The sequence below is a fragment of the Catenuloplanes japonicus genome (assembly GCF_000717135.1).
Taxonomy (GTDB): domain Bacteria; phylum Actinomycetota; class Actinomycetes; order Mycobacteriales; family Micromonosporaceae; genus Catenuloplanes; species Catenuloplanes japonicus.
The window spans coordinates 1-21662 of record NZ_JNXY01000011.1 but is presented as its reverse complement, the minus strand read 5'-3'; the positions used below and the strand labels follow the sequence as shown (position 1 = coordinate 21662).

General features: G+C 72.0%; 20 protein-coding genes and 1 pseudogene. 17 read left to right on the top strand and 4 right to left on the bottom strand.

Features of this window, described 5'->3' with window-relative positions; translation table 11 throughout:
* Positions 1–104: 104 nt before the first annotated feature.
* Both OP04_RS18055 and OP04_RS18050 read left to right on the top strand, forming a co-directional pair.
* The gene (locus tag OP04_RS18055) at positions 105–1397 is read left to right on the top strand and encodes a M4 family metallopeptidase (RefSeq protein WP_198153878.1); all 1293 of its coding nucleotides are present in this window, start codon (positions 105–107) and stop codon (positions 1395–1397) included.
* Positions 1398–1995: 598 nt separating this feature from the next.
* Complete coding sequence (locus OP04_RS18050; RefSeq protein WP_033340900.1) at positions 1996–2469, top strand: hypothetical protein; 474 nt, start codon at positions 1996–1998, stop codon at positions 2467–2469.
* 40 nt (positions 2470–2509) lie between these two features.
* Here OP04_RS18050 and OP04_RS55680 read toward each other — a convergent pair whose 3' ends face one another.
* Positions 2510–2635: a DUF1330 domain-containing protein gene (locus OP04_RS55680; RefSeq protein ID WP_232323634.1), complete on the bottom strand. Its 126-nt coding sequence runs from the start codon at positions 2633–2635 to the stop codon at positions 2510–2512.
* A gap of 67 nt (positions 2636–2702) precedes the next feature.
* Here OP04_RS55680 and OP04_RS18045 point away from each other — a divergent pair, with 67 nt between their 5' ends.
* The 3 genes from OP04_RS18045 to OP04_RS18035 all read left to right on the top strand — a co-directional run bounded on the left by OP04_RS18045 (position 2703) and on the right by OP04_RS18035 (position 8081).
* Positions 2703–4337, top strand: a complete 1635-nt coding sequence (locus tag OP04_RS18045) for a fatty acyl-AMP ligase (protein WP_198153877.1) — start codon at positions 2703–2705, stop codon at positions 4335–4337.
* 30 nt (positions 4338–4367) lie between these two features.
* Positions 4368–7121, top strand: a complete 2754-nt coding sequence (locus OP04_RS18040) for an AfsR/SARP family transcriptional regulator (RefSeq protein ID WP_051798216.1) — start codon at positions 4368–4370, stop codon at positions 7119–7121.
* Between the two features lie 93 nt (positions 7122–7214).
* Positions 7215–8081, top strand: a complete 867-nt coding sequence (locus OP04_RS18035; protein WP_157239977.1) for a hypothetical protein — start codon at positions 7215–7217, stop codon at positions 8079–8081.
* Positions 8082–8230: 149 nt separating this feature from the next.
* Here the strand turns inward: OP04_RS18035 and OP04_RS49775 are convergent, their stop codons facing one another.
* On the bottom strand, positions 8231–9247 hold the full coding sequence (locus tag OP04_RS49775; protein WP_051798214.1) for a hypothetical protein: 1017 nt from the start codon (positions 9245–9247) through the stop codon (positions 8231–8233).
* A gap of 165 nt (positions 9248–9412) precedes the next feature.
* On the opposite strand from OP04_RS49775, the gene OP04_RS18025 reads away from it, so the two are divergent.
* Positions 9413–10603, top strand: a complete 1191-nt coding sequence (locus tag OP04_RS18025; RefSeq protein ID WP_051798212.1) for a serine hydrolase domain-containing protein — start codon at positions 9413–9415, stop codon at positions 10601–10603.
* 59 nt (positions 10604–10662) lie between these two features.
* Here the strand turns inward: OP04_RS18025 and OP04_RS18020 are convergent, their stop codons facing one another.
* Positions 10663–11181 carry a monooxygenase family protein gene (locus OP04_RS18020; RefSeq protein WP_033340898.1) on the bottom strand — a complete coding sequence of 173 codons (519 nt, stop codon included), beginning with the start codon at positions 11179–11181 and terminating at the stop codon, positions 10663–10665.
* Positions 11182–11380: 199 nt separating this feature from the next.
* Between OP04_RS18020 and OP04_RS18015 the strand changes: the two genes are divergently transcribed.
* Positions 11381–11740 (top strand): nuclear transport factor 2 family protein, encoded by a 360-nt coding sequence (locus OP04_RS18015; protein ID WP_033340897.1) that lies wholly within the window; start codon positions 11381–11383, stop codon positions 11738–11740.
* A 69-nt stretch (positions 11741–11809) separates the two neighbouring features.
* Here OP04_RS18015 and OP04_RS18010 read toward each other — a convergent pair whose 3' ends face one another.
* Positions 11810–12760 (bottom strand): NADP-dependent oxidoreductase, encoded by a 951-nt coding sequence (locus OP04_RS18010; protein ID WP_033340896.1) that lies wholly within the window; start codon positions 12758–12760, stop codon positions 11810–11812.
* Between the two features lie 49 nt (positions 12761–12809).
* Between OP04_RS18010 and OP04_RS18005 the strand changes: the two genes are divergently transcribed.
* From OP04_RS18005 to OP04_RS17960, 10 genes and pseudogenes are all read left to right on the top strand, one after another.
* Entirely contained in the window at positions 12810–13433 is a 624-nt protein-coding gene (locus OP04_RS18005) for a TetR/AcrR family transcriptional regulator (protein WP_033340895.1), read from the top strand.
* A gap of 73 nt (positions 13434–13506) precedes the next feature.
* Positions 13507–13929: a hypothetical protein gene (locus OP04_RS18000; protein ID WP_157239970.1), complete on the top strand. Its 423-nt coding sequence runs from the start codon at positions 13507–13509 to the stop codon at positions 13927–13929.
* A gap of 186 nt (positions 13930–14115) precedes the next feature.
* Entirely contained in the window at positions 14116–15735 is a 1620-nt protein-coding gene (locus tag OP04_RS17995) for a tannase/feruloyl esterase family alpha/beta hydrolase (protein ID WP_033340893.1), read from the top strand.
* On the top strand, positions 15732–16496 hold the full coding sequence (locus OP04_RS17990; protein ID WP_085066565.1) for an ABC transporter ATP-binding protein: 765 nt from the start codon (positions 15732–15734) through the stop codon (positions 16494–16496). Before OP04_RS17995 ends, OP04_RS17990 begins: the two co-directional genes overlap by 4 nt.
* Positions 16489–17181 carry an ABC transporter ATP-binding protein gene (locus OP04_RS17985; RefSeq protein ID WP_033340892.1) on the top strand — a complete coding sequence of 231 codons (693 nt, stop codon included), beginning with the start codon at positions 16489–16491 and terminating at the stop codon, positions 17179–17181. Before OP04_RS17990 ends, OP04_RS17985 begins: the two co-directional genes overlap by 8 nt.
* Positions 17182–17199: 18 nt before the next feature.
* Positions 17200–18450, top strand: coding sequence for an ABC transporter substrate-binding protein (locus tag OP04_RS17980; protein ID WP_085066555.1), 1251 nt, complete (start codon positions 17200–17202; stop codon positions 18448–18450).
* On the top strand, positions 18447–19319 hold the full coding sequence (locus tag OP04_RS17975; RefSeq protein ID WP_033340890.1) for a branched-chain amino acid ABC transporter permease: 873 nt from the start codon (positions 18447–18449) through the stop codon (positions 19317–19319). The genes OP04_RS17980 and OP04_RS17975 overlap by 4 nt, the downstream gene beginning before the upstream one ends.
* Positions 19316–20308 carry a branched-chain amino acid ABC transporter permease gene (locus tag OP04_RS17970; protein WP_033340889.1) on the top strand — a complete coding sequence of 331 codons (993 nt, stop codon included), beginning with the start codon at positions 19316–19318 and terminating at the stop codon, positions 20306–20308. The genes OP04_RS17975 and OP04_RS17970 overlap by 4 nt, the downstream gene beginning before the upstream one ends.
* A gap of 114 nt (positions 20309–20422) precedes the next feature.
* Complete coding sequence (locus OP04_RS49770) at positions 20423–21052, top strand: TetR/AcrR family transcriptional regulator (RefSeq protein WP_157239968.1); 630 nt, start codon at positions 20423–20425, stop codon at positions 21050–21052.
* A 73-nt stretch (positions 21053–21125) separates the two neighbouring features.
* Positions 21126–21662: pseudogene (locus tag OP04_RS17960) on the top strand (glycosyltransferase); the annotation flags it as partial.

Here is a 21662-nt window from a genome sequence, read left to right as displayed (position 1 = left end):
TGTTCATGGACCTAGGAACCCCTGAACGAAGTGGATCGCCGACGCCGCGAAACAGACGGTGGCTGCTGCCCCTGGCGGCGACGGCAGGTGCCGCGGTGCTGGTCGTGACCGGCGTAGCGACGGCAGGCGTCGTCACACGCGTCACCGGGATCGGCGACGGATACCACAGCGGCAGCGTCCCCATCGCGACCCGAGGGGAACCCCGCACCGGCTACACCCTCGTCGACCCGAGCCGCGGCAACATCGAGGTCCGCGACCTGAACGGCGGTCTCTTCAGCGGACCGTACGACGGCGTCCAGCCCACCGACGCCGACAACCGCTGGGGGACCGGCGTCGCCGACGACCCGGCCACCGCGAACATCGACGCGTACTACGCGGCGGAGATGACCTGGGACTACCTGCTGAGGACCCACGCACGAGCCGGGCTCGCCGGGGACGGCACCGGATTCCTGCTGATGACCAACATCGGTGAGGCGAGCGACCGGACGGCCTCGTACCAGGCGGACTGCCGATGCGTGATGCTGTCGCCCCCGCCCGCCGGGGACCGGTCGATGAACACCATCGACATCGTCGCGCACGAACTGGGTCACGGACTGTCCGGACTGACCGCCGGTTTCGACAACTGGGGCGAGTCGGGCGGGCTCAACGAGGCCAGCAGCGACATCATCGGCACCCTGGTCGAGTTCGCCGCCGCCAACCCGAAAGACACCCCCGACTACACGATCGGCGAGGGTACGACCGGCGGCCCTCTCCGGCGCATGAACGCGCCCGAGACGGGCTGCTGGGATCCCACGCTCGCCGACCACGACGACACGCACGTGATCGGCGGGCCCGCGATCAAGTTCTTCTACCAGCTGGCGGTCGGCAGCGTCAGCGCACGCTGGGGCGACAGCCCCACCTGCGACGGCGGACCCGCGGTGACCGGCATCGGCAACGACAAGGCCGGGCGGATCTGGTACCGGGCCCTGACCGTCCACATGGTCCCGAACACCGACTACGCGGGCGCCCGGGACGCCACCCTGCGGGCAGCCGCCGACCTCTACGGGGCCGGCGGCGTCGAGTCACGCACGGTCGCCGCCGCCTGGGACGCGGTCGGCGTCGACGGCAGCAGGCCGGTCCCGGCGGCACCGACCGGGCCGAGGATGAAGGTCTCGTTCAGCTGGTGGGACAGCGTCGGCACGCCGACCTACCACTACGTCCAGGTCACCCACCCGCAGCGGCAGAAGGTCCAGATCGGCGCCACCGGCCTGCCGCCGGGCCTCCGCCTCGACCCCGGCACCGGCCGGCTCCACGGCACGCCGACCACCGCCGGCGAATACCTGGTCACGCTGACCGCCACCGACGCCGCGGGCAACACCGTCACCCGTGAGGTGACCTGGGACATCACCACCGGCTGAACCACAGGCGCGGTTCGCGGTGGACCACCCGCGAACCACGCCTGACACCGTTCACCCCTTTCGAGGCGCGGCCAGCCGTATCGACGGCCACGGCGGAGGCGACGGTCAGCGCCCGTCGGGACGGCGCCGAGGTGACGATCGCCGGCCGCCGCCAGCGCCGGCGCGCCCGACACCACGACCAGCCCGGCGGTCAGCGCCGCCACGGCCGTGACGACGGCCAGCGTCCTCCGGAGCAGCTCGGTCCATCTGTTCATGCGAATCCCCCAGGGATCTCGTGGACATTGCCTGCGAGACGCCGGCAGGCCGCGCCGCCGTGGCCATGCCACCTGCCGTGACGCTGCCGTCACACTGCCGCCGAACTCCGACCGGGCAAGATGCGGTACTGACCGAAGCGCATCACGGGATCCAGACGTGTGAATCACCTCCGTGGGCTACACATGCGCGTGTAGCCGCGGTGTAGGCGCCTGAGTTCTCCTGGGCCACGGGCCCAGGAGAACTCAGGACGTCAGGTGCGAGCTCACCACGGCCGTTGCGACGGCCTCACCGTCGCCGTCCTGACTGGACCCGGTCACGTCCCCACGACTCCGGCAGGACCCCGATGACACGCTCGTCGCTGAACGTCCACCCAGCCCTCCTCACGGCCGCCGCCGCGGTGTCGTCGGCCCTCGCCTGCTGCGCCGGTGGCTACGCGGGCGCACTGACACCGTGGATGGCGATCGCCGTTCTCGGCGTCACCGTCCTCTCCACCGCGATGACGATCACCGCCGTCGTCCTGGTCCGCAGACCGTCCCGGGACATCCGCGACGAGGTCACCGCCTGGCTGGAACAGGTCACCTCCGCGCGTACAGGCGTCGAGCGCGAGGACGGGCCGCCGACCGTCGTCACCGGGCACCGGACCGAGCGCGTCACCGACCGTTCCACCTGGCTCGGCACACGGGTCGGCGTGGCCGCCGTCCTGACCTTCGACGACGGCTCCCAGGGCAGCCTGTCACTCGTGCTCGTTCCGGACGCCGGCGACGGCTGGCGCGTCGAGAGTGTCAAGGGAACACGCTTCCGGTTGGCGCTGGACTGACGAGTCCGCCTCGAGGCGGGTCGCTTCGTGCCGTCGCCGGTCAGCTGATGCCGTCCACGACGATGGCCTTGACCGTGGAGTGCTTCCGGCGCAGCTCCTTCAACGGCTTGTACTCGTCCGAGCCCCAGAAGCGGTCCGGTGCCGGGCCCGTGTCAGCCGGCCGCAAGTGTGCGGCAAGCGTCCTCCCTCACCATCGGACATCGCGAGATTTCCGACTTCTGGGGGGACAACGCATGAGCGACGTATTCGGGAGCGTGACCGACCTGGTAGCGCTGCTGCGCCGTCGGGTGGTCATGGACGAGGACCGGACCGCGTGCGAGGTGGCCGGGGGCGCGGGCGGGGCGCTGACCTACGCCGAACTGGACCGGCGGGCGCGGGCCGTCGCGCGGCTGCTGCGCGGGCGCACCACGCGCGGGGGCCGGGTGGTGCTGCTCTTCCCCGCCGATCCGGACTTCCTGTCCGCGCTCTTCGGCTGCTGGTACGCGGGGGTGGTCGCCGTCCCGCTGCCGTACCCGGGCAACGGCCGGGCCGTGGAGCAGCTGTCCGCCTCGATCCAGCACGTCCGGCCGACGATGATTCTCTCCGACCGGGATGATCTCGCCGCGCTCGGCTCGCACGCCACGGTCACCGAGGCCGTGGCCGCAGCCGCCGGGATCCCGGACTCCGCCGAGCCGCACCGGCCGTACGAGACCGCGGTCCTGCAGTACACGTCCGGTTCGACCGGCGCCCCGAAGGGCGTGCTGATCACCCACCGCAACTATCTGCACAACCTGCGCATGCTGGCCGAGTTCACCGGCTCGATCGCGCCGGAGATGGCCGCGCCGCGTACCGTCTCCTGGTTGCCGCACTTCCACGACATGGGCCTTGCGCTGCTGATCTACACGGTCGGCCGCGGCGGCACCAGCACGGTCATCCCACCGATGGCGTTCCTGCGCGAACCGGACCTGTGGCTGCGCACGATCAGCGAGGTCGGCGGCACGCTGACGGCGGCACCGAACTTCGCCTTCGACCTGTGCGTCCGCCGCGTCGACGCCGCCCGGGTGCCCGATCTGGACCTGTCGTCGATGGCCGTGATGCTGAACGCCGCCGAGCCGGTCCGGCCCCTGACCCTGGACCGCTTCACCCGCCACTTCGCGGCGGCGGGACTGCCCGCGACGGCCTTCGCCCCCTGCTACGGGCTCGCCGAGGGCACCGTGTTCGTCAGCGGGGTCCGCCGCACGCCACCCCGCCCGGTCCATTTCGACACCGGGCGGCTCCAGCACGGCCGGGCGACGCCCGCCACCGGCGCCGCCCAGGCGATGATCGGCGCCGGTCACCGGCCCGAGGGCCTGACCGTGCGGATCGTCGACCCGGTCAGCCGGGTCGAGTGCGCGCCCGGCGAGGTCGGCGAGATCTGGGTGACCGGGCCGAGCGTCGGCATCGGTTACTGGCAGCGGGACCCGGCCGGTTTCCGCGCCCGGATCGAGGGCTTCGACGACCGCGCCTACCTGCGCACCGGCGACCTGGGCTTCCTGCACGAGGATGAGCTGTTCGTGGCCGGCCGGCTCGCCGACCGGATCGTCATCGGCGGCCGCGGCCTGGACCCGCAGGACCTGGAGTACACGATCGAGCGCGGCGTCCCGGCCCTGGCCGGCCGTCGGTGCGCGGTGGTACGGCACGGCGACCGGCTGATCGTCCTCGCCGAGGTGCGCGGCGAGACGCCGCCCACCGACGTGGTCCGTGCGCTGGTCTCCGCCGCGCACGACGTGACCGTCGACGACGTGGTCTGGCTGCCGCCGGGCGGGATCCCGGTCACCACCAGCGGCAAGGTGCGGCGGAGCGCCTGCCGCCGGCTGCTGGCGGACAGAATGGCGACATCCGGCACGTGACGGGCGGCCAGTCCTCTTAAGATCCCCCGGGTGATCGACATCCGGGTCCTCGGCGCCGTCGAGTTGCGCCACGACGGGGTCCCGGTGCCGATCGGCGACCGGCAGGCGCACCTGCTCGCCGTCCTGGTCGCCGCGGACGGGGAGGTCGTCCCGGACGACAGCGTCACCGCACGCCTGCGGCAGATCGACACACCCGCGCTGCACGTGTACGTGTCGCGCCTGCGACGCGCGCTCGAACCGGACCGTGCGCCGCGGGCCGCGCCACGTCTGCTGGTCCGGCGGGGATCCGGCTACGCGCTGGAGGTCCCCGGCCGGGCCGTCGACGCCCGCCGCCTCGAGTCCGCGATCGGCCGCGCGCCGTCGCTGCCCGACGCGGACGCCCTCACCGGCCTGCGCGCGGCGCTGGCGGACTGGCGCGGGCGGCCCTTCGGCCGGTTCGCCGACGAGCCCTGGGCCGCGCCCTCGGTCACCCGTCTGACCGAGGCCCGCCGCACCGCCCGGGAGACGGCCGCCACGATCCTGCTCCGTCTCGGCCGCGCCGACGACGCGGCCGCCGACGCGCGCGCCCTGATCGGCGACGAGCCGCTGCACGGCGGTGGCGTACGCCTGCTGGCCCTGGCACTGTGGGCGTCCCGCCGGTCCGGTGACGCGCTCACCGCGCTGCGGCAGCACCGGGACCGGCTGGCCGACCAGCTCGGCCTCGACCCGGAACCGGAACTGGCCGCGCTGGAGCACGCGATCCTGGACCGGCGTGACGACGTCCTGCGCGCGGCGACCGGCGGCAGACCGGCCACGGTCCGGCCCGCCCAGCTGCCCCGGCCCACCCGCGACTTCACGGGCCGGGAGCGGGAGCTGGCCGCGCTCGACCGGCACGCGGACGGCGACGGCATCACGGTGATCTGCGGCATCGGCGGGGTCGGCAAGACCACGCTCGCGCTGCACTGGGCGCACGCCGCCGCCGACCGCTACCCGGACGGGCTGCTCCACGTCGATCTGCGCGGATACGGGCCGCAGGACGCGCCGCTGGACCCGGGCGACGCGCTGGCGGGTCTGCTCGGCACACTCGGCGTACCCGACGAACAGCTGCCCCCGGACCCGGCCGCACGCACCGCGCTGCTGCGGAGCCTGCTCGCCGACCGCCGGATGCTGCTGCTGCTCGACAACGCCCGGGACACCGCACAGGTGCTGCCGCTGCTGCCCGGCGCCGGCCGAACCGCGGTCCTGATCACCAGCCGGAGCCGGCTCCCGGACCTGGTCGTGACGGCCGGGGCTCACGCCGTCGCACTCGGTACGTTCCCGCCCGAGGACGGCCGCGCGTTCGTCCGCGCCCGCCTGAGCGCCGACCGCGTGGACCGCACCGACCCGGCGTCCCTGGACGCGATCGTGGCCGGGTGCGGTGGTCTGCCGCTCGCGCTGGCGCTGGTCTGCGCGCGGGCCGTCCTCCAGCCCGGCTTCGACCTGGCCGCGATCGCGGAGGAACTGCGCGACGGCCTCGACGCGTTCACCACCACCCAGGCCCGGCACGACGTACGCACCGTCTTCTCCTGGTCGTACCGCCATCTCGCCCCCGGTGCCGCACAGCTGTCCCGGCTGCTGGCACTGCACCCCGGGCCGGACGTCGCCCTGGCCACCGCCGCGAGCATCGCCGGTCGCCCGATCCCCGAGGTCCGGGCGACGCTCGGCCACCTGGTCGACGCGCACCTGGTCGAGGAGCACCTGCCCGCCCGGTTCCGCATGCACGACCTGCTCCGCGCCCACGCCCTGGAGCAGCCCCCGGACGACGGTCCCGGCGCGGTGCGGCGCATGCGCGACCACTACCTCCACTCCGCGGCGAACGCCGCCCTGGTGATCAGCCCCGTGCGACGGCGGTGGCAGCTCGGCGACCCGGCCCCCGGGGTGACCCCGGTCGCACCACCGGACGAGTCCGCCGCCGTCGGCTGGCTCGACCGGGAGTACACGAACGTGATGGCGGCCGTCGACGACTGCACCGAACCCTCGTACCTGGTGCGGTTCGCCTGGGCCCTGATCCCCTACCAGCAGGACCACCGCCTGCGGGTCGAGGACTCGATCCGCCTCGCCCGGCGCGCCCTGCCCGGCGCGGAACCCGATCAGGAGTGCTTCCTCCGCTACATGATCGTCCGCGCGCTCCTGCGGCTGGAACGGCGGGCCGACGCCCGCCACGAGGCCCACGCCCTGGTCGCACTGGCCCGGCAGAACGGTGACACCTTCTACCTCGCGCACGGCCTGCTGTGCGTGGCGACGAGCCTGACCACCGTGCACGGCATCCCGACCAGGGAACAGGCCGACGCCGCCTACCCGTACGCGTCCCTCGCCCACCAGGAGTACCTGCGCGCGGGCCGCCCCGCGGACGCCGTCTACACCCTCGACCCGATCGGCTGGTACCACTACCACCGCCCGGACGGCCAGGCCACCGCCCTGCACTGCTTCGAGAACGCGGTCCGGATCTTCGAGGAACAGGGCCATCGGTACGCCGTCGCCGAGGCCCTGACCCGGCTGGCCCTGTTCCGTCGCGCGACAGGCCGCCCGCACGACGCCGTCACCGCCGCCGAACGCGCACTGGACCTCTACGACCGCGACACCGACATGCGCGTCGAACCCCTGACCGTCCTCTACGCCTGCTACCGCGACCTCGGCGACGATCGGGCGGCCGCGACCCGCGAGTCCGCCCTCGCCCTGATCGGCGAGCACGCCGCACCCCGCGTGGAACGACTGCGCGCGGCCCTGGCCACCGCCCCCGAAGCAACCTCAAGCATCGGAAGCTAGGAGAACCACGGCCGATCGAGGCTGCGGGAGAACACCACGAGAGCCGCGCCACATTCGCTCAGGTCACCGGGGCGGTGGCCGAAGCGGGCGGGCGTGCCGACGACCCTGAAGATGCGCCTTCTCATGTTCGGGCTGGCGGTGATCGTCCTGATCGTCGGCCTGACGGTGGCGTTCGCACTGGATGACGACGCGATCATGATGACGGCGGTCGTGTGCGCCCTGGTGCTCCTCGGGCTGGGGATCGTGCCGGCGACGACGGTGCCGGACGTGCCGGATGTCGCGCCGGTCCGGCCCGCACGGCCCGATCCGCAGCGGTCGCTGGCGCGGATGGCGGTCGGCGGCGGGATCGCGGCGGCGCTCGCACTCGGGATCGCCGTCGCGACCCACCCCACCGAGGACGACCCGCGCACCGGCAACCTGGCCGGGTATCCCTGGACCGGCGACGAGGAGCCGTATCTTTCGTCGTACTCGGCCTATCGAGACTCTCCGCCGTGGCAGGCCGAGATCGACCTCGACCCGCTGACCGAGGCCGAACCGGACCGGCCCGGTTCGGCCGACCGTCCGGCACGCTACGACGAGCGGGTGCGAGTGACCGACCGCGACGGCGGCGAGGCCGAGGTGTCGATCACCGGGATCGGCGACCCGTGCGCGGCCGCGGCCTGCGCGGACGACTCCTTCTCCCGGATCGTCACGTTCACGATCCGCATCCACAACGTCGGTGCGGTGCCGGTCGAGCTCCTGCCGGACCTGCGTGCCTGGGCGATGGACGAGCAGGGCTTCCCCTACCTTCCCGAGCAGTTCACGGCGGTGCGGACGGCCTCGGCGCTGCTGCCGAGGCAGCGGATCGACCGGACGATCACCTTCGACGTGCCGGCCGGCGCCGACCTCGACCGGGTGAGCGTCGCGCTGTCGAAAGGGCGGTCCGGCGGGTCGACGGCCGTGTGGATGCTCGGGAATTGAACGACCGGCGCGTACCCTCTCCGTGTTTTCTTGACCTTGAGGGCACACCTGGGCTGGTGGAACGTCAGGAGCCCGGTGCCGCGGTGCGCCCGCAACCAGTACAGCCGCAGGCACGAGAGCACTCACGCCGCCGACGCCGCCGCGGTCCGCTACGCGCGGGGCCGGCGCCCGGCAGGGTCCCGCGGGATGCGCCAGGCGATGTCGATCTGCCGATCGATCGGGTCGGCCGGGTCGCCGGTGACCACGCCCTCGACCAGGTAGAAGAGGACGAGTTGCTTGGCGTGGGGAGACAGCGCCGGCCAGGTCTGCGGTGACGCGCTCATCGCCTCGTTGACCAGCGCCGGATCGCTTTCCAGCGCGGTGATCGACGCCAGCACGTCCGGCTCCAGTGTGGACCTGGTGCGCATCAGCACGGCGGACCGCATCAGGATGTCCGGGTCGGCGGCGAGGTGCCGGATGATCTGCCGGTCGAGGTGGTGGTGCACCACCTCGACCCGGATCGTCGTGTCCGGCGCCGGGCGGCGAGCCCATTCGGTCACCGCGAAACAGGCCGCGATCCACATCGCCTCGGACCGGTCGAGCTCCACGTCGCCGAGCATCGGCAGCCGGTCGGCGGCGTCCAGGCGCAGCATCTCCGGGCCGATGTACTCCGGCACCCAGCCGAGGCCGCTGCGCAGCAGCGTCGCGAAGCCCTCACCGGGACGCTGCCAGAAGATCAGGTCATCGCCGTGTACGCCGGTGAAGTGCAGAACCTCGTCCGCGGTACCGAACACCGCGCCGGACATCTCGCCGAGCCGCGCCCGGATCGCCTGCCGCGCCCGGTCCCGGACCAGAGCGCCGCGCACCTGCGCGACGACGTCGTCCACCGTCGCGGCGTCGAGCACCGCGTCGTCGCCGATCAGGACGGCGGTCCCGCGCCGGAGCTGTTCCGTCGCGTTCACCCAGCGCAGACGACCGGTGGCCGGGTCGTAGCGGACGCAGATCACCGGGACGTCCGGCTCCGGGCGGTCACCGGTCCAGGGGCCCGCGGCGCCGTCCTGCAGCAGCACCCGGACGTCGCCCTCGGCGAACCGCACGCGCAACCCTTCCCGGCCGGCCTCCTGGACGACCGTGGCCCGGCCGGTCAGGAGCGCCGTGAACGCATAGCCGGCCGCGGTCGCCACCATCTGATCTCCCCCACGTCGTCGGTGTCGCAACGACCTTATGGCACGTTTCATCCGTGATCCGACCCCGGTAGGGCTGTCCCTACCGGAGGCCTTCCGGGCCACCCGACGTCCACTGTGCAGTACGTGGCAATGACCGGACCGGGGCGTCGCCGGAATGCTCATGGCATGACAACGCACACGCGAAACACCACGAAGTCCCGCATCGGTACGGCCGGCCGGACCGCACTGTCCGTCGGGCTGGCGGCCGCGCTGCTGGCGTCCGGCACCGCCGCCTCCGCCGGGCACAGCCCGATGCGGGAGGTCGTCCGGTACTCCCTGGAGGTCGGCGCGCCGGGCGTCATGGCCCGCATCGACGACGGCCGCCGGACCACCGTCACCGCGGCCGGGGTCGCCGACCGCAGCACCGGCCGGCCGCTGACCGGCCGCGAGCAGTTCGAGATCGGCAGCAACACCAAGACGTTCACCGCGGTGCTCGCGCTGCAACTGGTCGACCAGGGCAGGCTCGACCTGGACGCCCCGGTCGAGCGGTACCTGCCGGGCATCGTCCCGAACGGCGCGCACATCACCGTCCGGATGCTGCTCAACCACTCCAGCGGCCTGTACGGCTACACCGACGGCGACTTCTTCGCCGCGTACTTCCGCGACCCGCAGCACGTGCACACCGACGCCGAACTGCTGGCGTACGCGTTCGCCCACGAGCCGTACGCCGCGCCCGGCGCGGGCTGGTTCTACTCCAACACCAACTACGTCCTGGCCGGCATGATCGTGCAGAAGCTGACCGGCGAGCGGATGCCCGAGCTGGTCGCGCGGCGCATCACCGGGCCGCTCGGCCTGAGGCACACCTACTACGCCGATCCCCGGGCGACGGGGACCGCCCACGGATACACGATCGACTACGCGACCACGCCGTGGTCGTACATCGACACGACCGGCTGGCCGCTCGCCTGGGCCGGCGCCGCCGGTGCGATCGTGTCGAACCAGGAGGACCTGTCCCGGTTCTTCGCCGCGTTGCTCGGCGGCGAGCTGATCTCGTCACGCCAGCTCGCCCAGATGAAGACCACGGTCCCGATCCCGGAGAACCCGTCGATCAGCGGCGCGTACGGGCTGGGCCTGATGCACAAGAACACGGCCTGCGGCTGGGTATGGGGTCACGGCGGCGACACCAACGGCCACCACAGCACCGCTGTGGTCACCGGCGACGGGCGGCGCACCGTCGTCAGCGACACCACGATCTCACCCACCGGCGAGAACGCGGACCGCTACTACGAGGTCATGATCGCCGCCGAGACCGTCACCGTCTGCGAGATGCTCGGCAAGCCCGTTCCCACCGAGGTGCTCGAGAAGTTGCGCGGCTGAACCCGTACCCGCTGATCGGAGGATCTTGTGATGTATCGAAAGGCGCATGGGATGCCGTATCAGTGCCCGGTTCCAGGGGGGTAGAGGTCGTCTTCGGTGACGACCGGGGCGATGTCGTCCTCCGGGCGGCCGACCCGCGCGGCCGCGCCGAACATCGCGCCACGGGCCGGGTGCACCGGGGCGAAGGATGCTAAGCCACGGCGCTGCGGGATGTCGTCGTAGACCGCCTCCATGCCGCCGCGCAGCAGGTAGGTCTCGTGCCAGAAGCCGGTGCCGCCGCTGTCGCGCAGGAAGTCGCGCCACCACAGACGGTGCGGCTCCGAGCGGGCCCAGGTCAGCAGCGCGGGCAGGTCCCGCCAGTACTGGCGGATGCCGAGGTGCATGGGGAACAACGACCAGAGCAGCGGCTCGTGCGCGAGCAGCCCCTCCGGCCGGTCGGCCGACTTGTCGATCCGCGGGCTGCGGGCCATCAGGGTGCGCAGGCCGTAGATCCGGTTGACGCGCATACCCAGATAGACCACCACGAGGTCGGGATAGGACGACAGGTCGACGGTCTCTCGATTGACGCGGCTCGGCATCGCGGCAGCTCCTTCGGACGAGGGCTCCTCCGATGGTAGAGCCGCGCATGGACCACCGTGCTCGCCTCGGTCGGCCACGCGACAGCCTTCCCGCGGGTAGGCCACGGTGCGCCGGCACCGGAATGCCGAGACCCTCCCCCCCCCAGGGGGAGGGTCCGGCGCTTGACCCTCCGGCTCCGCGAGGCCGCACGGTGACGACATGACACACACCGACCTCCGCTCCGGCACCCTCCCGATCACCGTCCGCGACTTTCTCGCGGCCAGCGCCGTGCACGACGCCGACACGGCCTCGACGTTCCTCGTCGAGGACATCGTGGTCGTCGACCAGGACGAGACGTTCCGGGGCCGCGATGAGGTGTACGCGTTCCTGCGCGACGCCGGCGCCGAGTTCGAGTACACCACCGAGCACATCGGCGCCCGGCGCGTCGGCGACGACCACTGGGTGGTGACCTTGCGCCTCGAGGGCACCTTCCCCGGCGGCGTCGCCGACCTGGACTACCGCCTCACGCTCCGCGGCGGCCTCGTGGCCGAGCTCGTCATCGCCAACCACGAGGCCTGAGCCGGACCGCGCAACCCCCCGCGTTCGCCGCGCTTAACGACGGCTGGAGGCCCTGCATGGTCAGGCCGATCAGGTGGTCAGGACGATCCGGCCGCGGGCGTGGCGGGTCTCGCTCAGCTCGTGCGCGGCCGCCGCCTCGGCCATCGGGAAGACGGCCGCCACGGGGATCCGCAGCCGCCCGGACTCGGCCAGGTCTACCGCGATGCCGAGCCCGTGCAGGGCGAGTGGATCCGCACCGGCCCCCATCGCCCGCCCCGTCTCGTCCGCCGGCGCGCCGTGCGACATGTGCACGCCGTGCGCTGCGGCGGCGAAGTCCGCGATCGTCACCACCCGCGCCGGATCACCGGTGATCGCGATCAGGTCGGGCAGCGCTCCTCCGGCACAGTCGACGACCGCGTCGACCCCGCCGGGCGCCAGCGCACGGACCCGGTCCGCAAGCCCGGCCCCGTACGTCGTGGGCAGCACGCCCAGCGCGCGCAGGAAGTCGTGGTTGCCCTCGCTCGCCGTGCCGAGCACGACCGCGCCGCGGGCCGCGGCGAACTGCACGACGATGCTGCCGGTCGCCCCGGCCGCGCCGTTGACCAGGACGGTCTGCCTCGCGCCGACCGCGAGCCGGTCGAGCACCCGCGCGGCCGTCTCCGCGCCACCGGCCGCCCCGCCCGCCTCGGCCCAGCTCCACGCGGCGGGCTTGCGCGCCCAGGCGCTCAGCACCGCGTACTCGGCGTTGGTGCCTCGCATGGTCATCGGCGCCGTGCCGAACACCTCGTCCCCGGCCGCCACGCCGGTCACGCCGTCCCCGACCTCGTCGATCACGCCGGCCGCGTCGAAGCCGGTCCGGTACGGGAACGTGTGCGGCACCGCGTCCCGCAGCATCCCGGAGCGGAGCAGCACCTCCCCCGCCGACAACCCCGACGCCCGTACCGCGATCCGGACCTGTCCCGGCCCGGCGTGCGGTTCCGGCACGTCCGCGACGTGCATGACACCGGCCGGCCCGAACTCGGTGAACACCACTGCTCTCATGGCCGCGACCGTAACGGAACACCCCGTCCGGTTAGCTAAAGTGAGAGCGGTGACGGATGAAGTGAGACACCCGCGGCGCTCGGACGCCCGCGACAACCGCGACCGGATCCTGGCCGTGGCCCGCCTGGCGTTCGCCACCGACGGCCTGGACGTGCCGATCCGCGAGATCGCCCGCCGCGCCCGGCTCGGACCGGCCACCGTCTACCGCCACTTCCCGGCCAAGGAGGCGCTGCTCGCCGCCGCGTTCGCGGAACAGATGGCCGCCTGCTCCGCGATCGTCGAGGCGGGCCTGGCCCACGCCGACCCGTGGTCCGGCTTCCGCCAGGTCGTCGAGAAGCTGATGGAGGCCCACGCGCTCGACCGGGGTTTCGCCCGCGCGTTCGTCACGCGGCTGCCCGCGGAGGCCGGCTTCGCCGCCGACCGCGACCGCACCCTGCGGATGGCCGCCGAACTCGTCGACCGCGCCCGTTCCGGCGGCCGGCTCCGCCCCGACTTCGTCCTGGAGGACCTGATCCTGGCGCTGATGGCGAACGAGGGAATCCGGGCCGACGACCCCGGCACCCGGGTCGCCGCGGCCCGCCGGTTCGCGGCCCTGATGCTCCAGTCCTTCCAGACCGCCCCGGCCCGCGACCCCCTGCCGCCACCTGTCCGTCTTCCGCTTCCCACGACCTGATGCGTGTTCCCCGATCGCGGTCGCGGGCCACAGCGTCCTGAAACCGACGGCCACACCGGCAGCATCGACATTCATGCATGTGTGGTCCCGGACGCGAACGCCGGCCGGCTGCACGAGCTGGTCCTCGGCGACCGGTCGTTCCGCATGCCGGCCCGCACCTCGCGCGGCGCAGGCCACCGGCGGCGGGCGGGCCTGGCCGTACGACCTGACCTGGCGGTCACCGGAGGTCGGCGGGGCGCTCGGCGCGCGCCACGGGCCGGACGGGCCACTGCCGTTCGGCCTGCACGACACCCACGCGGGACAGCTCGCGATCGGGCCGGATCCTGGCCCGGCGGCGCGGGAGATGACCGGGCAGATCCGCTCCGCCTGGACGTCCTTCGCCGCCACCGTCGACCCCGGCCGGCGCGCCTTCGACCCGCGGCGGCGCCCCACCCGGGTCCTCGACGTGCCCGGCACGGTCACGGCGTACCCGGAGGACATGTCCCGGCCGCCGTAGCAGGACCACGCGTTCCGCGCGCTGCCGCTGCCGCCCGGGTCCTGAATCCGCGCCGAGGATCTCCGGCCGCGACATTTCCTTCATGTTTCCCTTGCGACTCCGCTGTGACACGTGCCACAGTCAGTGGCACTCAGTGCCGCGCATCGATGCTTTGACAGCACGGCGTGCTCATCAGGAGGTTCGCAAATGAGTCGAATTCTGGCGCTCGCGACCGCGTTCGTGAGCGCGACGGTGGTCATCGGAGCGAGCCCGGCCACCGCCACCGTGCGGACGGCCCCGCGATGCGCGGAGCTGTCCGGCCTGGCGATCCCGTCGTCGGCGATCAGCCTTCCGACCCGCGGCGGCCGCGTCGAGTCCGCGTCCCCGGTGACCCAGGTCGTGAGCGGCCGGACCGTCGACTACTGCGACGTCCGGGCGGCGCTCCTGCCGAAGGATCCGTCCGCTCCGGACATCAGGCTGCGGATCGCGATGCCCGCCGGCTGGAATCACCACACGATGATGTTCGGCGGCGGCGGATACGACGGGACGATCCCCGACGCCGCCCAGAACGTGCCGTTCGGCCGTCCCGACTCACCCGCTCCGCTGGCCCGGGGCTACGTGACGTACGGCAGCGACTCCGGCCACCAGGCCGGTCCGGCCGCCTCCCTGGACGGGTCCTTCGGCGGCAACGACGAGGCGCTGCGGAACTTCGCCGCCGGCGACGCACTCCGCAAGACCCACGACGCCGCCATGTTCCTCGTCCGCCGCGGCTACGGCGCAGCACCCGGCCGGACCTACTTCGCGGGCGGCTCGACCGGAGGCCGCGAGGCCCTGGTCGTCGCGCAACGGTGGCCGGACGCCTTCGACGGCGTCATCTCCGCCTACCCCGCCTGGAACAACATGGCCGAGATCCTGTACCTCGGATACCTGACCCAGCTGATGTCCCGGCCCGGGGCGTTCCCGGGGCCCGCCGAGCAGACCCTGCTCTACGACAGCGTCATGGCAGCCTGCGACGGGCGGGACGGCGTCGAGGACCGGATCATCTCCAATCCCGGCGCCTGCCACTTCGACCCCCGGGTGCTGCGCTGCCCCACCGGCGCCGTCCCCGGGCCGTCCTGCCTCTCCGACCCGCAGATCGCCTCGGTGACCGCGGCGTCCGCGCCGTGGCACTGGCCGTACCGCATCGCCAGCGGCGAACGGTACTACCCCGGCTTCCCCCTCCTGTCGGGCGCCGACATGCGGACGCCGTACCTCGGGTTCGGCACCACCGCACCCGCCGACCCCATGCCGGCGACCAGCGGGTACGGGTTCCAGTACTGGGACCAGTGGGTGAAGTACTTCCTGACCAGGGACCCCGGCCACGACCCGCTCGACGTCGACCCCCGCCGACCGGGGCAATGGCTGGCCCGGATCAGCTACCTGTCCACCGTCCAGGACCGCAACAATGTGGACCTCCGGCCCTTCGCCCGGTCCGGCGGGCGACTGATCCTGATGCACGGCGCGGCGGACGAGCTCGTCTCCCACCGCTCCACCAACGACTACTACCAGCGGGTGCGCGCCACGGCCGGCGACCGGTTCATACGGTATTACCTCGCGCCGGGCGCGAACCACGCCAACGTCGGCACACCCGCCTTCGCCGCCACCTGGGACTCGCTCACCGCCCTGGAACGCTGGGTGCAGGACGGGCGCCCGCCGGCCCAGCCGGTGGTGCAGGACCCCAGGGACGGCCGCACCCGCCCGCTGTGCGAGTACCCGGGCTGGCCGCGATACCGCGCGGGTGATCCGGCCCAGGCGCAGAGCTTCGTGTGTACGCGGGAGGCCGCGTGACCACGGAGGGCAGGGTCGCGATCCGTACCCGGGCCCTCACCAAGGTCTTCCGGGGATTCCGGGCGGTCGACGCGGTCGACCTGGAGGTACGCGAAGGCAGCGTGCACGCGCTGGTCGGTCCCAACGGCGCGGGCAAGACCACCCTGTTCAACCTGCTGACCGGCTTCCTGTCGCCGACGTCCGGGACGATCACGGTGTTCGACGAGGACGTCACCGGCGAACCGCCCGAGCGGGTGGCCCGCCGGGGCGTGGCCCGCTCGTTCCAGATCACCAGCCTCTTCGACACCCTGACCAGCCGCGAGCACGTGGAACTCGCGCTGCAGGGACACGGCCGCCAGGGGTTCCGGTTCTGGCGGTCGGAGAAACTGCTCGGCCGGCACCGGGACCGCGTGGACGACCTGATCACGCAGGTGGGACTGATGCCGCTGGCCGACAAGCAGGCCGGGCTTCTCGCCTACGGACAGAAGCGCGCCCTGGAACTGGCCCTGGTGCTGGCGCTCGACCCGCCGGTGATGCTGCTCGACGAGCCGACGGCCGGCATGGGGATCGAGGACGTCGACCGCACCATCGCACTGATCCGCCGCCTCGCGGCCGGTCGCACCGTGGTGTTCGTCGACCACAACATGCACGTCGTCGGCAGCCTCGCCGACCGGGTGACGGTGCTCCAGCAGGGCCGGATCCTGGCCGAGGGCGACTACGACGAGGTCCGCACCGACGAACGGGTGATCACCGCCTACCTGGGAGAGGCCGACCATGCTTGAGGTCAGCGGCCTGACCGCGTGGTACGGCCAGGCACAGGCCCTGCACGGGGTGGACGTGCACGTGAACGAGGGCGAGGTCGTCTCGCTGGCCGGCCGCAACGGCGCCGGCAAGACCACCCTGGTGCGATGCCTGATCGGCCTGCACCGGCAGTCCTCCGGCACCGTGCGTCTGCACGGCCGCGACCTGTCCACCGCCCCGGCGCACCGCAGAGCCCGCGCCGGCATGGGCTGGGTGCAGGACGACCGCGGCATCTACGCCAGCCTCACCGTCGAGGAGAACCTCCGGCTGCCACCCAAAGTCTCCGACCGGGCCTGGACCCTCGATCAGGTCTACGAGGCGTTCCCGGTACTGGCCGCACGCCGCAGGGCGTCGGGCACCACGCTCTCCGGCGGGGAACAGCAGATGCTGGCCATCGCCCGGGTACTGCGGACCGGAGCCCGCCTGCTGCTGATGGACGAACCCTCCGAGGGCCTGGCCCCGGTCGTCGTGGCCCGGATCGGCGAGATCATCCGCGAGATCAAGGCGACCGGCGCCGGCGTGCTGCTGATCGAACAGAACGTGAAGTTCGCCGCGACCGTGGCCGACCGGCACTACCTGCTCAGCCAGGGCCGCATCGTCGAAACCCTCGACAACGACGAGTTCCGGCGCCGTCAGGGCGACCTACTCCGATATCTCGGCATCTGAACCGACTGGGGAGAACCGATGGAGAGCAAGCGTATGCGGGCCGGCGCCTCGGCCCTCACGATGGCCCTGCTGCTGAGCGCCTGCGCCGGCGCGGGCCCCGGAGGCGGAGGCGGCGCCTTCACGGACGACAAGCTGGTGCTCGCGGTCCTCAACGACCAGTCCGGGATCTACAAGGACGCGTCCGGGCCGAACACCGTCAAGGCGGTCAGGATGGCCGTCGCCGACTACCAGCAGAAGTACGGCGACAAGGCCGTCGTCACGAAGATCGAGGTGACGTCGACCGACCACCAGAACAAGCCCGACATCGCCAACACCAAAGCCTCCGAGTTGTACGAACGCGGCGGCGCGGACGTCATCCTCGACGTGCCGACCTCGTCCGCCGCCCTCGCCGTCGCCAACCAGGCGAAGAACCACAAGAGACTGTTCCTCGACGTGAGCGCCGCGACCACCGCGCTGACCGGCGCGCAGTGCAACAAGTACACCTTCCAGTGGGCGTACAACACGTACCTGCTCGCCAACGGCACCGGGAAGACGGTCACCCAGAACGGCGGCCGGAAGTGGACCATCATCTACCCCGACTACGAGTTCGGGCAGAACATGACCAAGTCCTTCACCGAGGCGATCACGAAAGCCGGCGGCACGGTCCAGGAGAGCATCCCGACACCGTTCCCGAACGAGAACTTCGCGACCTTCCTCACCAAGGCCGGCAGCTCCGCACCCGACGTGATCGGCACGATGCACGCCGGCGGTGACCTGATCAACCTGGTCAAACAGTTCAACGAGTCGGGCCTGAAGGACGACGGCGTCGAGCTGGCCGTCGGGCTGATGCTCATCAACGACATCCACTCCCTCGGCGTCGAACAGTTCGCCGGCACGCTGTTCACCGACCCCTGGTACTGGAACATGGACGCCGAGGCGCGCGCCTGGGCCGACAGGTTCCTGGCCGAGACCGGGACCCGCCCGAGCTTCGAACACGCCGGCAACTACTCCGCGGCGCTGCAATACCTGGAAGCGGTCCAGGCGGCCGGCACCGACGACGCCGACGCCGTCATCGCGAAGCTCGAGGGCAAGAAGGTCAACGACGTCTTCCTGCGCAACGGCGAGATCCGCGCCCAGGACCACTCCGTCGTCCACGACGCCAACCTCGCCCGGGTCAAGAAGCCCGGCGACGTGAAGGAGGACTGGGACTACGAGGAGATCGTCACCAAGATCCCGGCAGCCGAGGGCTTCCCGCCCGCCGAGGCGTCCGGCTGCGCGATGACATCATGACCGCGATCCTGCAGTACGCCGTGCAAGGGCTGGCCGCCGGCAGCTTTTACGCCCTGGCGGCCCTGGGCCTGGCGGTCATCTTCGGCGTCCTGGGCGTGGTGAACTTCGCCCACGGCGCGTTCTACATGCTCGGCGCGGTCACCGCGGCCGTCCTGCTCGACACCCTCGGGCTCACCCTGTGGTGGTCGCTGCTGGCCGTACCCGTGCTGATGTTCGCCTTCGGTGTCGTGGTGGAACGGCTGCTCGTCCAATGGCTGCTCCGGCTCGATCCGCTCTACAACCTCCTGCTCACGTTCGGCCTCACCCTGGTCCTGGTCGAACTGGTCAAACAGCGGTACGGCGTCTCCGGGCTGCCGTACCGGCTACCGGCCGGACTACAGGGACGCGTCGACCTGGCCGGCGTCGTGCTGCCCCGCTACCAGCTGTTCGTCCTGCTGTTCTCGGTGCTGATCTGCGCGCTGGTCTGGCTCGTGATGACCCGCTCCCGGATCGGCATGATCGTCCGGGCCGCCACCGAGAAACCCGACCTCGCCCGAGCCCTGGGCATCAACGTGGGCCGCTGGGTGACCCCGGTCTTCGGCTTCGGCGTCGCCCTCGCCGGCCTGGCCGGCGCGCTCGCCGCACCGTTCCGGGCGATCACCGCCGACATGGGCAGCAACTTCGCCATCATCCTGTTCGCGGTCGTGGTCATCGGCGGCCTCGGCTCGATCGTCGGCGCGGTCGTCGCCGGCTTCCTCGTCGGCCTCGTGGAGGCCTTCGGCCAGGCGTACGCGCCGACGTTCGCGCAGATCCTCATCTTCGTCCTGATGGCCCTGGTCATCCTCGTCCGGCCGGCCGGCCTGTTCGGACGTCAGGAGGCAACCGCATGACCGTGATCACCGAAGCACCGGCCGACGCCCCCGCCCCGGCCCGGACCCCGGCGTTGCGGTGGATCCTGCCGGCCGCCGGCCTGACCGCGGCGCTGGCGTTGCCCTGGCTCGTCTATCCGCCGGTGGCGCTGGACATCGTGGCGCTGGCGCTGTTCGCGATCGCCCTGGACCTCCTGCTCGGCTACACCGGCCTGCTCTCCTTCGGGCACGCGGCGTTCTGGGGCAGCTCGGCATACGTGACCGGCCTGATCGCGACGCACTACGGCGTGCCGTTCCCGCTCGCGGTCCTCGGCGGCGCCGTGTTCGCGATGATCCTCGCGCTTCCCATCGGGTACGTGTCGGTGCGCCGCTCCGGGATCTACTTCGCGATGGTGACGCTCGCCTTCGCGCAGATGGTCTACTTCATCGGCTACCAGTGGAGCGACCTGACCGGCGGCGAGAACGGGCTGCAGGGCGTACCCCGGTCGTTCTTCGGCATCGAGCCGGTGGAGACCAACTCGTTCTACTTCTACTACGCGGCCCTGCCGATCCTCCTGTGCGGCATGGCCGCGGCCTGGCGGATCGTGCACTCCCCGTTCGGCCGGGTGCTGGTGTCGATCCGCGACAACACCCCGCGCGCCCGCGCGCTCGGCTACGACGTCGACCGGTACAAGACCATCGCCTTCGTCCTCTCCGCCGGGCTGACCGGCCTGGCCGGCGGCGTGTTCGCGATCAGCCACGGCTTCGTCGCCCTGACCGAGCTGCACTGGACCACCTCGGGCGACGTCGTGCTGATGACGGTCCTCGGCGGGATCGGCACGCTGTGGGGCGGCATCGTCGGCGCGTTCCTGACCGTGATGCTCGCCGACCAGCTCGCCTCCTCCGGCTTCCACGGCATCGACCTGATCACCGGCTCCGTCTTCATCCTCGTGGTGCTGCTGTTCCGTCGCGGAGTCTGGGGCACCGTCCGGCACCAATGGCAGCGACGTGGGTCGGCGCGGCGGCCTTGACCAGCCGTTGTGCGCGGGCGGCGGTACAGTCCCGGTCAGCGGCGCAGGAGAGGGCACCAGTCGGTGACGTCACGGAAGATACTCGACACCAAATACCGGATCTCGGAAACGGCGATGGCCATGTTCCTGAAGGAGGGCTACGCGAACGTCACCGTCGAAGCCGTCGCGGAGGCGTCCAGTGTCTCCCGCCGTACCGTCTTCCGGCATTTCGAGAGCAAGGACGAACTGGTGTTCCCGGACCACGCCGAACGGCTCGGCCTGGTCGCCCGGCACCTGGCGGAGGCTCCTCCCGGCACCGACCCGGTGGACGCCGTCATCGGCGCGACCGAAGCGTCCCTGCGCGAGTTCCTCAGCCGGCCCGACCTCGTCCTCCGCCGGTACAAACTCACGCGCATCGTGCCCGAGCTGCGCAAACGCGAGGTCGTCGAACACGAGCGGTACGTGGCGCTGACCCGGTCGTACCTGCGCGATCGCCTCCCGCCCGACGCACCCCCGTTCCAGCCGATGGCCCTCGCCGCCCTCATCGACGCGATCCACCGATCGGCCCTCGGCAACTGGGTCCGCGAGGCCGGCGCGACCGACCCCGTCGCCGAACTGACCGCGGGCATGGAATGGGTACGCCGCATGCTGGTTCACCAATCAGCGTTCTCGACCGCTCCCCTGCTCCTCGCGGTCCTCCCCGACTCGCCCGAGACGCGTCGCATGCTGACCTCCCTGAAGAACGCCGCGGAGGACCTGCCCTGACAGCCATCAACCACCCCGGGCCGGACAGTCGGCTTATTCCGGGCTTATCGAGGTCTCCCTACAGTCCCGGACCATGCCGATCCTGCTCTCTGTCGTCGTGCCGGTGTTCAACGAAGAGGATGTGCTGCCGTTCGTGCACGGCATCCGGGCGGACCGCAGCAGCGACACCCCGTTCAAACGCTGGACCGCCCGGCTGTACTACCGGCTCGTCCGCCGCCTGGCCGGCACCGAGATACCCGCCGACGCCGGAGACTTCCGGCTGCTCAGCCGCCGAGCGGTGGACGCGCTGACCGGGCTACGCGAGCACCCGCCGGTCTACCGCCTGCTCGTCCCATGGCTGGGCCTGCCCACCGGCGAGGTGACCTACACCCGGCAGCCACGCGCCGCCGGCCGCTCCAAATACCCGATCACGAAAATGGCACGGCTCGCCCTCGACAGCATCACCGGCTTCTCCGCCGCGCCGCTACGGGTCGCGACCTGGCTCGGCGGCACCGGCATCGTCGTCTGCGCCCTGCTCGGTGCCGGGGTGCTGGCCGCCTACCTGCGCGGCGACGTGGTCCCCGGCTGGTCGTCGATGCTCGTGGTGACGATGTTCCTGGGCGCCCTGCAA